General features: G+C 65.8%; 12 protein-coding genes. 4 read left to right on the top strand and 8 right to left on the bottom strand.

The annotated features are described in order from the left end of the window. Window positions 1-3: 3 nt before the first annotated feature. Complete coding sequence (locus tag U6115_RS04180) at window positions 4-549, bottom strand: gamma carbonic anhydrase family protein (RefSeq protein WP_043577045.1); 546 nt, start codon at window positions 547-549, stop codon at window positions 4-6. 102 nt (window positions 550-651) lie between these two features. Between U6115_RS04180 and U6115_RS04185 the strand changes: the two genes are divergently transcribed. The 4 genes from U6115_RS04185 to U6115_RS04200 all read left to right on the top strand — a co-directional run bounded on the left by U6115_RS04185 (window position 652) and on the right by U6115_RS04200 (window position 5,580). Then, window positions 652-2,688, top strand: coding sequence for a M3 family metallopeptidase (locus U6115_RS04185; RefSeq protein WP_043577225.1), 2,037 nt, complete (start codon window positions 652-654; stop codon window positions 2,686-2,688). Between the two features lie 229 nt (window positions 2,689-2,917). Continuing rightward, window positions 2,918-3,691, top strand: a complete 774-nt coding sequence (gene xth / locus U6115_RS04190; protein WP_043577048.1) for an exodeoxyribonuclease III — start codon at window positions 2,918-2,920, stop codon at window positions 3,689-3,691. A 212-nt stretch (window positions 3,692-3,903) separates the two neighbouring features. Continuing rightward, window positions 3,904-4,611: a rhodoquinone biosynthesis methyltransferase RquA gene (gene rquA, locus U6115_RS04195; RefSeq protein ID WP_043577050.1), complete on the top strand. Its 708-nt coding sequence runs from the start codon at window positions 3,904-3,906 to the stop codon at window positions 4,609-4,611. 147 nt (window positions 4,612-4,758) lie between these two features. Continuing rightward, window positions 4,759-5,580, top strand: coding sequence for a hypothetical protein (locus U6115_RS04200; protein ID WP_052258135.1), 822 nt, complete (start codon window positions 4,759-4,761; stop codon window positions 5,578-5,580). A gap of 168 nt (window positions 5,581-5,748) precedes the next feature. Here U6115_RS04200 and U6115_RS04205 read toward each other — a convergent pair whose 3' ends face one another. The 7 genes from U6115_RS04205 to U6115_RS04235 all read right to left on the bottom strand — a co-directional run bounded on the left by U6115_RS04205 (window position 5,749) and on the right by U6115_RS04235 (window position 12,437). Beyond that, the gene (locus U6115_RS04205) at window positions 5,749-6,531 is read right to left on the bottom strand and encodes a ferredoxin--NADP reductase (protein WP_043577052.1); all 783 of its coding nucleotides are present in this window, start codon (window positions 6,529-6,531) and stop codon (window positions 5,749-5,751) included. Between the two features lie 831 nt (window positions 6,532-7,362). Continuing rightward, window positions 7,363-8,400, bottom strand: a complete 1,038-nt coding sequence (locus tag U6115_RS04210) for a glycosyltransferase family 4 protein (RefSeq protein ID WP_043577053.1) — start codon at window positions 8,398-8,400, stop codon at window positions 7,363-7,365. After that, window positions 8,388-9,215, bottom strand: coding sequence for a UDP-2,3-diacylglucosamine diphosphatase (locus U6115_RS04215; RefSeq protein WP_043577055.1), 828 nt, complete (start codon window positions 9,213-9,215; stop codon window positions 8,388-8,390). Before U6115_RS04215 ends, U6115_RS04210 begins: the two co-directional genes overlap by 13 nt. Window positions 9,216-9,440: 225 nt before the next feature. Beyond that, on the bottom strand, window positions 9,441-9,794 hold the full coding sequence (locus U6115_RS04220; RefSeq protein WP_043577056.1) for a 5-carboxymethyl-2-hydroxymuconate Delta-isomerase: 354 nt from the start codon (window positions 9,792-9,794) through the stop codon (window positions 9,441-9,443). 12 nt (window positions 9,795-9,806) lie between these two features. Then, complete coding sequence (locus U6115_RS04225; RefSeq protein WP_043577058.1) at window positions 9,807-10,220, bottom strand: hypothetical protein; 414 nt, start codon at window positions 10,218-10,220, stop codon at window positions 9,807-9,809. A 67-nt stretch (window positions 10,221-10,287) separates the two neighbouring features. Then, window positions 10,288-11,415 (bottom strand): methanobactin export MATE transporter MbnM, encoded by a 1,128-nt coding sequence (locus U6115_RS04230; protein WP_043577060.1) that lies wholly within the window; start codon window positions 11,413-11,415, stop codon window positions 10,288-10,290. Next, on the bottom strand, window positions 11,412-12,437 hold the full coding sequence (locus U6115_RS04235; RefSeq protein ID WP_052258137.1) for an MbnP family copper-binding protein: 1,026 nt from the start codon (window positions 12,435-12,437) through the stop codon (window positions 11,412-11,414). The genes U6115_RS04230 and U6115_RS04235 overlap by 4 nt, the downstream gene beginning before the upstream one ends. Window positions 12,438-12,450 lie beyond the last annotated feature (13 nt).

Genomic DNA, 12,450 nt, shown 5'->3' on the forward strand with positions numbered 1-12,450 from the left:
GGCTCAGTCCTCCAGATTGGCTTTGTGCTTGTCGGCCACGCGCAGATAGTGCTCGGCGGAGTACTTGAAGTAGGCCAGTTCCTTGTCGGTAAGCGGCCGCGCCTGCTTCACCGGATTGCCCAGGTACAGGTAGCCGGACGCCAGCCGCTTGCCCGGCGGCACCAGGCTGCCGGCGCCGATCAGCACCCGGTCCTCGATCACCGCGCGGTCCAGCACGATGCTGCCGATGCCGATCAGCACTTCGTCGCCTATGGTGCAGCCGTGCAGCGTCACATGGTGGCCGATGGTGACATGCTTGCCGATGATCAGCGGCGCGCCGGCCGGGTCGGACGCCGTCTTGTGGCTGACATGCAGCATGGCGTGGTCCTGCACATTGCTGTTTTCGCCGACGCGGATATGGTTGACGTCGCCGCGCAGCACCGCGCACGGCCAGACGGAGGCACCCTTCTCCAGCGCCACTTCGCCGATGACCACCGCGGCAGGGTCGATGTAACAGCCGGCGGCGATGTCGGGGTGGTGGCCGTCGTACGGGCGGATATTGCTTTTCATCGTTTTGTCCTCATCTCGGTCATGACCGAATTGTGCCGGCGCCGCCCGGCGGCGCGCAAATTCCCCTATCATATCAGCCTCACCAAACAGGACGTTGAAGCCATGAGCCAGAACCCCCTACTCGATTTTTCCGGTCTGCCGCGTTTTGCCGAAATCCGCCCCGAGCACATCGGACCGGCGATCGAGACGCTGCTTGAGGAAGCGCGCGCCGCGGTGGCCAGGCTGACGGCGGAGCCTGGCGAGCCGGGCTGGGACAGCTTCGTGTCGCCGCTGACCGACGCCACCGAGCGCCTGTCGCGCGCCTGGGGCGTGGTGGGGCACCTGAACGCGGTGGTGAATACGCCGGAGCTGCGCGAGGCCTACAACGCCAACATCCCGCGCATTTCCGAATTCTGGACCGAGATGGGGCAGAACCTGGACCTGTTCGCCCGCTTCAAGGCGCTGGCCGGCGGCGGCGAGTACGCGTCGTACGGCGCGGCGCGCAAGAAGATAGTGGAAAACGATCTGCGCGACTTCCGCCTGTCCGGCGCAGAACTGGACGACGCGGCCAAAGAGCGCTTCGCCGCGATCCAGACCCGCCTGGCCGAGCTGTCCGCCAAATTCGAGCAGAACGTGCTGGACGCCACCGACGCCTTCACCCTTTATCTCGACGACAAGGCCGAGCTGGCCGGCGTGCCGGAAGACGCGCTGGAGCTGTTCGCCGCCGCGGCCGAGGGCGACGGCAAGCCGGGCTACAAGATCACGCTGCAGTTCCCGTTCTACTTCCCGGTGCTGCAGTACGCCGACAACCGCGCGCTGCGCGAGAAGCTGTACCAGGCCTACGTGCAGCGCGCGTCCGAATTCGGCCCCGCCGAGCGCGACAACGGCCCCATCATCCGCGAAAAGCTGCAGCTGGCGCGCGAAGAGGCGCAGCTGCTGGGCTTCGCCAATTTCGCTGAGCTGTCGCTGTTCACCAAGATGGCGGAAAGCCCGGAACAGGTGATCGCCTTCCTGCGCGACCTGGCCGCCAAGGCCAAGCCGTTCGCGGTGAAGGATCGCCAGGAGCTGGAAGCCTTCGCCAAGTCCGAACTGGGCCTGGACACGCTGCAGGCCTGGGACCTGGCCTACGCGGCGGAAAAGCTGCGCGTGGCGCGCTACGCCTTCTCCGAGCAGGAAGTGAAGCAGTATTTCCCCGAGGCCAAGGTGGTGCAAGGCCTGTTCGGCGTGGTGAACAAGCTGTTCGGCGTGGAAGTGCGCGACAGCGGCGCGCCGGTCTGGCATCCGGATGTGCGCTTCTACGACATCCTGAAGGACGGCGAGCTGCTGGGCAGCTTCTATTTCGATCTATATGCCCGCGACGGCAAGCGCTCCGGCGCCTGGATGGACGACGCCCGCGGCCGCCGCCTGAAGGGCGACGCGCTGCAGACGCCGGTAGCCTACCTGACCTGCAACTTCACCCGCCCGGTCGGCGACAAGCCGGCGCTGTTCACCCACGACGAAGTCATCACGCTGTTCCATGAGTTCGGCCACGGCCTGCACCACATGCTGACCCGCGTCGACGAGCTGGGCGTGTCCGGCATCAACGGCGTGGAATGGGACGCGGTGGAGCTGCCCAGCCAGTTCCTGGAAAACTTCGCCTGGGAATGGGACGTGCTGCAGGGCATGACCGCGCATGCCGAAACCGGCGCGACGCTGCCGCGCGCGCTGTTCGACAAGATGCTGGCAGCCAAGAACTTCCAGAGCGGCATGGCCACCGTGCGCCAGCTGGAATTCGCGCTGTTCGACCTGACGCTGTACAGCAACTTCGACGCCGAGCGCGGCGACTGGCTGCAGCTGCTGGCCGAAGTGCGCGCCGAGGTGGCGGTGAACATCCCGCCGGCCTACAACCGCTTCCCCAACAGCTTCAGCCACATCTTCGCCGGCGGCTACGCGGCGGGCTATTACAGCTATAAGTGGGCCGAGGTGCTGTCGGCCGACGCCTACGCCGCGTTCGAGGAAGTGGGCGGCGCCGACGCCGAGACCGGCAAGCGCTTCTGGAACGAGATTCTGGCGGTCGGCGGCAGCCGTCCGGCGCTGGAGTCGTTCCGCGCCTTCCGCGGCCGCGACCCCGAAATCGACGCGCTGCTGCGCCATTCCGGCATGGTGGCGGACGCCGCGTAAAAAAATCGGAAACTTCCGGAACTCCTCCGCGACGGGCCGGCTCTAATCACTTGCTCAGGGTTGTCTTCCGGAGCAGCAAGCGAGCCAGACGCGTATCAGGGGTAGTGATAAGTGTCTATTACACGCCTCCGCGGCATGCGGGGGCGTTTTTTTATGCGCCGAACCCTGCACAGCCGGCCGCGCTGCTGCTATGGTGTCGGCCTTTAGTCCCTTTCCGGAGAACCCGCCGATGCGCTTTGCCACCTGGAACGTCAATTCCCTGAAAGTCCGCCTGCCGCAGGTGATCCAATGGCTGGCCGACACCGGCGTGGAAGTGCTGTGCCTGCAGGAGCTGAAGATGGATCAGGACGTCTTCCCGCTGGCCGAGATCGAGGCCGCCGGCTACCGCGCGGTCTGGTTCGGCCAGAAAACCTACAACGGCGTGGCCATTCTGGCCAAGGCGCCGCTGGAGATCGAGGACGTGGTGTCCGGCATTCCCGGCTACGGCGACGAGCAGCGCCGCGTCATCACCGCCACCATCGCCGGCGTGCGCACGATCTGCGCCTATTTCGTCAACGGCGAGGCGGTGGATTCGCCCAAATACCCGTACAAGCTGGAATGGCTGTCCAAGCTGGAAGGCCATGTCGCCGCCGAGCTGGCCGCGCATCCGCAGCTGCTCTTGCTGGGCGATTACAATATCGCGCCGGAAGACCGCGACGTCTACGACCCCGAAGGCTGGCATGAGCAGGTGCTGTGCAGCACCCCGGAGCGCGAGGCCTTCCGCCGCCTGATCGGCCTGGGCCTGTCCGACAGTTTCCGCCTGTTCAACCAGGAGGAGAAGCAGTACAGCTGGTGGGATTACCGCCAGATGATGTTCCGCCGCAACAAGGGCGTGCGCATCGACCACATCCTGGTCAGCGACGCGCTCAAGCCGCGCGCAGCGTCCTGCGAGATCGACAAGGCGCCGCGCAAGTGGGAGCGCCCGTCCGACCACACCCCGGTGGTGCTGACCCTGGCCGACTGATTCGGTCCTGGCGATGGCTGCGCGACGGCCCGGCTTTGACGCCGGGCCGTTCCTTTTGGCGGGGCCGGCGGCTGTCGCCGGACGCTGCCGGCGCTTATAACGATGATGGAATATGCCTTCCGGGTGGTCGGGCCAAGGTTTGGCCTGGCTCAAGCCGGCGGGCCGCGCCGCTTGCTAAGCTGGTTTCGTCACTCATCCGCCGGTAACCCACCATGACCACATTGCATACCCGCGCCAGCGCGGGCGACCCCTACTATCAGGACGTGCCCGCCTACATGACCGAGGTCTACGACTGGGCCTACGTCAATCCGCGCAAGGCCAGGCTGCTGGACCACAAGCTGGTGGTGCGCACGCTGCTGTTCGGCAACGATCAGCGGCTGATGCGCGCCTATCTCGATGAAATCCGGCCCGGGGAGCGGGTGTGGCAGGTGGCGCACGTCTACGGCGACCTGGTGCAGCGCGCCGCCGCGCGCGTCGGCGAGGCCGGCCGCTTCACGCTGACCGACGTCACGCCCATCCAGGTGGAACTGGCCGCAGGCAAGCTGGCCGGCCTGCCGCAGGCCGAAGTGGTGCGCGCCGACGCGGCCCGCTATCACACCGACGGCAAGCAGGACCTGGTGTGCAGCTTCTTCCTGCTGCACGAGGTGCCGGAGGAGATGAAGGCCGCCATCGTCGGCAATATGCTGGCCCAGGTGGCGCCCGGCGGCCGCGCGCTGTTCGTCGATTACCACCGGCCTCAGCCGTGGCAGCCGATAGGCTGGCTGCTCAAATGGGTGAACCGCGCGCTGGAGCCGTTCGCCGAGGCGCTGTGGAACCAGGAGATCCGCGCCTACGCGCGCGAGGCGGAGCGTTTCGACTGGAGCAAGCGCACGGTGTTCGGCGGCGTGTACCAGATCGCGCTGGCGCGGCGCAAAGACTGAAACTGCGGCATGTACGTAGCGTTACATGGCCTTACATGCGACTAACAGACGGCAGGAAGGGGCAGGGCTAGGATACGTCTCAAGGAAACACCAAACACGGTGCCTCCGGAAGGCCGAAAGCCTCCGTTACCGACCTGGAGATGAATCATGAAAAAGCTGACCCTTCTTGCCCTGTCCGCCGTATTTGGCCTGAGTTCCGCCGCTGGTTTCGCCGCTCAAGCCGTTCCGGCCTCCGCCCCGGCCGCCAAGGTAGCCCCGGCCGCCAAGAAAGCCGAAAAGAAAACCCCGGCCAAGATCCACCACGCCAAGAAGGCCGAGAAAGTCACCGCTTCCGCCCAGAAGGCCCAGGCAGCCAAGGCTGACGCCTCCGCTCCGGTCAAGAAGGTCGTGAAGAAGAAAGTCGGCGTGAAGAAGCACGCTTCCGCTCCGGCCGCGCAAAAAGCCCAAGCCGCCAAGGCCGACGCTTCCGCTCCGAAAGCCAAGAAGGCTCACAAGCACGCCGCCAAAAAGCATGCCGCCAAGAAAGAAGCTTCCGCCGCGCAAAAAGCCCAAGCCGCCAAGGCCGACGCTTCCGCCCCGGTAGCCAAGAAGGCGCACAAGCATCACGCTAAAAAGCACGCCGCCAAGAAAGAAGCTTCCGCCGCGCAAAAAGCCCAAGCCGCCAAGGCCGACGCCTCCGCTCCGGTAGCCAAGAAGGCGCACAAGCACGCCGCTAAAAAGCACGCTGTGAAGAAAGAAGCTTCCGCTCAGAAAGCCCAAGCCGCCAAGGCCGACGCTTCCGCTCCGGTAGCCAAGAAGGCGCACAAGCACCACGCTAAGAAGCACGCCGCCAAGAAAGAAGCTTCCGCCGCGCAAAAAGCCCAAGCCGCCAAGGCCGACGCTTCCGCCCCGGTAGCCAAGAAGGCTCACAAGCACCACGCCAAGAAGCATCACGTGGCCAAGAAGGCTGCCGCTTCGGCCGCCAAGTAATCAAACCAGACTCCGGTCTGGCTCGCATAAAAACTAGGGAGGCTTCGGCCTCCCTTTGTTTTGGCTGCCTGGCATCGCGACAGGCGGTTTGATTTTTCCGTCCCGACAAAGAAACAGCCCCGCGGCGCAAGCCTGCGGGGCTGTTGTCGTTCCGCCGAGGCGGAGCGCTTATTTCTCGACGAAGGCGCGTTCGATCGCGTAGTCGGCCGGCTCGCCCATGCGCGGCGATTCCTTGAAGCCCATGCCGTTCAGGATTTCGCACAGGTCGTGCAGCATGCTCGGGCTGCCGCAGATCAGCACGCGGTCGTGTTCCGGATTCAATTGCGGCAGGCCGATGTCGGCGCACAGCTTGCCGCTGGTGATCAGGTCGGTCAGGCGGCCTTCATTGCGGAACGGCTCGCGGGTGACCGTCGGGTAGTAGATCAGCTTTTCCTTCACCATGTCGCCGAAGAATTCGTTTTCCGGCAACTCCTGGGTGATGTAGTCGTGGTAGCCCAGCTCGCTGACCCAACGCACGCCGTGGGTGAGGATCACCTTGTCGTAGCGTTCGTAGACTTCCGGATCCTTGATGATGGACATGAACGGCGCGAGGCCGGTGCCGGTGGACAGCAGGTACAGGTTTTTGCCCGGCAGCAGGTTGTCCTGCACCAGGGTGCCGGTGGGCTTCTTGCTGATCATCACGGTGTCGCCCACCTTCAGGTGCTGCAGGCGGGAGGTCAGCGGACCATCTTGCACCTTGATGCTGTAGAACTCCATGTGCTCTTCGTAGTTGGAGCTGACGATGGAGTAGGCGCGCATCAGCGGCTTGCCGTTGACTTCCAGGCCTATCATCACGAACTGGCCGTTGATGAAGCGCAGGCCGGCGTCGCGGGTGCAGGTGAAGCTGAACAGGGTGTCGTTCCAGTGATGGACCGACAGGACTTTTTCAGCGGACAAATTGGGAGAGGACATATCTCGTGCGGCTCGCTATCCAAAAGATCGAAAAATATTGCGTTGCAAGGATTTTAACCCGTTTCGCCGGCCCCCTGCTTGTTCCTGCGGCTTCGGGTATCGCATGGCGGCGCGGACGCTGTCCGCGGCTGCCGTTTGTGCTTGGGACGACGCCGGCCCGGATGGGCGGACGCTATCGTGAGTGGAGCTGGGCCAGGATTTCAGGCCAAGCGTGATGGTCGCATGTTAACCGACAGCGGCCAATCTCTGGAAGATTGTTTGACGATTTTTTTAGCACCGGCAGTTATTTGTCTGAGCAATATCAAGCTTGTATCTCCATAAGGAAGAGGGCGTCCCGGTGGTGGGACGCCCTCTTTGGACTTACTGAGACGAAACATCGCAGTCGCGCTTGGGAACCATCATGAAACGGCGCGGAGCGGATTCACTGCATCGCATGCCGCTGCAAAGGCATGCTCGTTGAAGCTTGGAACAGATTGCCGGTGCTTTACGATTCACGATACTGCCGGCACATCATCCTGCCCTCGATGGGCGTGTAAGCGGAAACGGCGTTTCCGTGGTCTTCAATCATCAACTTCCCGCGTGCTCGTCATGAATCTGCAAGTGATGTCTGGCTGGCCGGCGGCCTTTGGATAATCCGCGCATCCGTCCTGGATGCTGTTTTGGGCATTGCTGGCACCGATGGTGTCGACCGCGCGCCGGTTCAGTCTGGGGCGGTCGCAATGCCGGGTTGAGCGCAAGGTGGCCGGGTATTGTCGCCTGACACATCCGTCTCCCTTCCGGTTGCTTCAACTTTTCCAATATAGCGCTTACAGCTGCTGAAGCAAGGATTTTTTAATCCGCCGCGGCCTGCGGCGCGGGCGCCGCTTCCGGCGGGTTGGGCTTGAGATGGGATTCGAATTGCCGGCTGGCGGCTTGCCAGGAATAGCGCTCCGCCACCTGGCGCACATGGCCGCGGTCGATTTCCAGCGCTTGCAGGCAGGCGGCGCGCAGGTCCCAATCCAGCGCGCCGGCGCCGGAGTCGCCCACCACGTCCAGCGGGCCGGCCACCGGAAACGCCGCCACCGGTGTGCCGCAGGCCATCGCCTCCAGCAGCACCAGGCCGAAGGTGTCGGTGAGGCTGGGGAACACGAACACGTCGGCGGCGCGGTAGAAGCGCGCCAGCTCGTGTTGCGGAAACACGCCGGCGAAATGCACTTCCGGGTATTGCTGTTTCAGCCGCGGCAAGAGCGGGCCGTCGCCGACCACCCATTTGCAACCGGGCAGGTCCAGCTTGAGGAAGGCCTCGATGTTTTTCTCCACCGCCACCCGGCCGATGTAGACGAAGCGCGGCGGTTCGGTGTCGTCCAGCCGCTGGCGCTCGCCGGGGGTGAACAGCGCGGTGTCGACGCCGCGGCTCCACAGCCTGACATTGCGGAAGCCGCGCTGCTCCAGGTCGTCGGCGATGGAGCGGGTGGGCACCATCACCGCCTGCGAGGCGTTGTGGAAGCGGCGCATCCAGGCATAGCTGATGGCGAGCGGCAGCCGGCAGCGCGCCTGGATGTATTCCGGGAAGCGGGTGTGGTAGGCGGTGGTGAAGGCCAGGCCATGGCGCAGGCAGTAGCGGCGGGCGGCTAGGCCCAGCGGCCCCTCGGTGGCGATGTGGACGGCGTCCGGCGCGAAGCCGGCCAGGCGCTGCGCCACCTGGCGGTAAGGCAGCAGCGACAGCCGGATGTCCGGATAGGTGGGGCAGGGCACGGTGCGGAATTCCAGCGGCGTGATCATGTTGACCTGGTGGCCGAAGCCGTCCAGCTCGCGCACGGTTTCGGTCAGCGAGCGGACCACGCCGTTGACCTGGGGCTTCCAGGCGTCGGTGACGATCATGATGCGCATGTGGATTCCTCCGAAGGGATGGGCTCTGGCGATTCCTCGATGGACGAGCCTATGGTCAGCGCCGTCCAGTGCAGCACTTCCAGCCGGCCGTCGAGATGCTCGACCAGCGCCGACAGGCTTTCCACCCAGTCGCCGCTGTTGCCGTAGAGAATGCCGTCTATCATCCGCACTTCCGGCTTGTGGATGTGGCCGCACACCACGCCGTCAAAGCCGCGCCGCCGCGCCTCGCCGGCCAGGATGGCTTCGAACTGGCTGATGAAGTTGACCGCGTTTTTCACTTTGTGTTTCAGGTATTGCGACAAAGACCAGTAGGGTAGGCCCAGGTGGGTGCGCACCCAGTTGAAGCCGCGGTTCAGCTGCAGGATCAGCGTGTACAGATTGTCGCCGACATAGGCCAGCCACTTGGCGTACTGGATCACGCCGTCGAATTCGTCGCCGTGCAGCACCAACAGGCGCTTGCCGTCGGCGGTGAGGTGCTCGGCCTCGTGGCGGATGGAGATGCCGCCGAAATCCAGCCCGCAGTACTGGCGCGCCGCCTCGTCGTGGTTGCCGGGGATGTAGATCACCTGGCAGCCCTTGCGCGCCTTGCGCAGCAATTTTTGCACCACGTCGTTGTGGCTCTGCTTCCAGTACCAGGATTTCCTCAGCTGCCAGCCGTCGACGATGTCGCCGACCAGGTACAGGTAGTCGGATTCATGTTCGCGCAGGAAGTCGAGCAGATGGTCGGCGCGGCAGCCGGCGGTGCCGAGGTGCACGTCGGAAATCCAGATGCTGCGCAGGCGGCGCGAAACGGCGGAGGCGGAGTCTGGCTGCATGGCGGTGTCCGTGGGCCGGGGCGATGGCCCATGCTGCTGGGGCAAGGTGACAGGCGGATGAGACTTTGTTGACAGCGCGATGAATTGATTGGCGTGGGAAAGGCGGAAACCGCGAGCGGGCGGCGGGGGGCATGCGCGCCGGGGGAGGGGGCCGCCAGCGGGCGCGGCGGCGTTGCCGCGCCGCCACAGGAGGGCCGCCGGAGAGAAGCCAGCGGCGCGGAACGATCAGCCCGCCATCGCCTGGCGGCGGTTGCTGTAGGCTTCGCGCTGGATGTCGCGCACTTCGCTGGTGATCATCGCCACCTGCGGCAATTGGGCGCAGGCCGCGCGGGCGACGGCGTCGGCCAGCTGTTTTTTCTGCTGCTCGCTGCGGCCGGCCAGAATGTGGGTGGTCACGTGCACAAAGGCGTCGGGCTGGCCGCCCACCAGGTAGTGCGCCGAGGGCAGCACCCGCACCTTGATGTCGGGCGTTTCGAACAGGCCGCTGGCGACGGCGGCCTGATGCACGGCTTGCATCAGCGGCATTATCTGCGGCGCCTGCGCCAGTTCGGCCGGGCATTCGATCACGCAATGGGGCATTTTCTTCTTTCTCTAGTTCTCGTGGGGGGGGAGCGGCTTGCCGGCTCCGAAGCGCATGCGCCAGAACAGCGCGTTGCAGACGCCGCCGGCCATCGCTCCCAGGTACATCGTCATCCAGTCGTTGTACAGCAGCGGTTCGGCCACGCGGGCGTACAGCAGCGTGATCAGGCTGCCGCTGAAGGCGCCGGGCGCGAAGGCCGCCAGCGCCAGCAGCCAGGCCGGCCACAGGCTTTGCCAGCGGGCGATGGGGGCGGCCAGGATGATGCGCAGCAGGCACAGCATCAGGCCGAAGATCAAGGCCGGCACCGCTCCCATCAGGTAGGCCATCATCGGCACCACGCCGCTGGCCAAGAGCGCCACCAGCGGGCCCAGCAGGATGAACAGGGTTAGGCCGCAGGCCAGGATTTTCAGGTAGGGAGTCTTCATCCGCGCTCAAGGGAAGGCAAAAGATGACCAGCGTAGCAGACTGGCCGGCCGGCGACGAGTGCCGGCGTCATCGCCGCGCGGCGGCGAACGGGTCGGACAGCCGCGGATCCCGGGTCAGGGTTTCGTCGCTCAGCGTTTTCAGGAAGGCGACGATGTCGGCCTGCTCGGCGGGCGTCAGCCTAATGCGGCCGATGGCCGGATCTTTCCACGGATTGCGGCGGCCGTCGCCCAGCTTGCCGTTGTCGCGGCCGCCGTCGGCGTGGATGCGCACCGCGTCCTCCAGCGTCGCCACGCTGCCGTCGTGCATATAGGGCGCGGTGAGCGCGACGTTGCGCAGGCTGGGGCTGCGGAAGCGGCCCATGTCGGCCGGCTTGCCGCTCAGCTCCAGAGTGCCGCGGTTGGGAAACGGGTAGCTACCTTTGCCGTCGGCGTTGTAGAGGCCGATGTTGTGGAAGGGCAGGCCGTCGCCATGGCCGGCCATCTGGTCGTCGAAGTCCGGACTGCCGTGGCAGCGCAGGCACTGGCTCTTGTCGGCGCGGAACAGGTTCAGCCCGCGCAGCTCGGCGGCGGACAGTTCGGCCTTGCCGGCCTGGTAGCGGTCGTAGCGCGAGTCGAAAGATACGATGCCGCGCTCGAAGGTGGCGATGGCCTTGACGATATTGGCCAGGCTCAGGGGTTTTTCCTCACCGGGAAACACACGGGCGAATTCGCTCGCATATCGCGGGTCCGAGCCCAGCCGGGCCCGCACCGTTGGCAGGTTGCCGTCGTTGATGCCCATCTCAACCGGCTCGGTGCGGAACAGCGGGCCGTCCATCTGCCGCTCCAGCGTGGTCAGCGAATAGTTGGCCCAGGTGTAGCTTTTGCGCCAGGCGGCGTTGGCCAGCGGCTGGGCGTTGCGCAGGGTGCGCTCGCCGGTGGCGCCCAGCGACAGCGCGACGCCGTCGCTGAAGGCCTTGGCCTGCGGATGGCAGCTGGCGCAGCTGACGCTGCCGTTGCCGGACAGCCGCTTGTCGTAGAACAGGCGGCGGCCCAGCTCGAACTTAGCCTGGCTCATCGGGTTGTCGGCCGGCACCGGCGGCGGAGACACGCCGGGCGGCAGCCGCCAATGCCAGTCCCCGACCGGGGCCGGCGGCGGCGCTTCGCGGCCGCAGGCCGCCAGCAGCGCGGCCAGGAGCAGCGCGGCGAACGGTCTCATGAGGCGGCCTTTTCCAGGCGGAACACGCGCGGGTTGCGGCCGTCGCCCAGCGGCTGGCCGCCGTCGCCGGCGCCGGGTCGGCTTTCGTTCAGCCGCAGGCCCAGGCGATCGAAGATGGGCTGGCATTCGGCGTCGGTGGCGTTGGATTTGCAGCCGAAGTCGGCGCTGTCGTCGCGGCTGATGTCGTTGCCGGCGAACAGCGATTGCACGTCCAGCACCACGCGGTCGGCTTGCGGATCGAAGCGGTCGAACCTCACCTTGAAGCGGTTGGGTTTGCCGCAGCGGTAGCCGCCGACGATGGCGTTGTCGGCCTGGCAGTCGGTGGAGCCAAGGTGGAAGGCCCAGCGGTCGGCGCTGGAGCCGTCGGCGCGCTTGACGCCGCCGCTCGGGGCCAGGTCGATGCGCATGAAGCGGTGGCCGGACTGCCATTCCCACATCAGCCAGTACACGCCGAGGATCGGGTGCGGCGGGCTGTGCGCCGGCTGGTGGTTCAGCGCCACCTCCTCGCCCTTGGCGTTCTTGGCGGAGATCGGCACGCCCACCTTGAAGCTGAGGCCGGTGTAGGTATCGGCCGGCACGCTGCCCGTCACCTCGCTGTTGCTGCCCGGCAGCGGCTTGCCCACCGGCGTGTCGCCGTCGTCGCGCGCCGGGTCCTTGCAGCTGCCGCCGGCGAAGTCCAGCAGGGCCAGGTTCAGATACTGCCATTTATTGCCCTGGTCCAGCTGCAGCGGCACTTCCTGGCCGCGGCTGTTGACCAGGGCCACGTCGTGGACGTAGACCATGCCCTCGGCCAGCGTGGCGTTGGCCTGGCCGACGCCCATGCCGCTAAGCTGGCTGTTGCAGCTCACCGGCTGGCTGCCGGATTTCAGCGCGAAGCGGACGGTGGTGTTGCCGCCGCCGTAGCCGGGGGGCGGGGTCTGATTCTGGTTCTGGGGCGGGCTGTCGCTGCTGCTGACGCCGCCGCCCAGGCAGGCGGACAGGCCCAGGCACAGCCCGGGCACGAGGATCCAGCGCTTGTTCATCACGGTTCTCCAT

It is taken from the genome of Chromobacterium subtsugae, from assembly GCF_035919665.1.
GTDB classification, from domain to species: domain Bacteria; phylum Pseudomonadota; class Gammaproteobacteria; order Burkholderiales; family Chromobacteriaceae; genus Chromobacterium; species Chromobacterium subtsugae.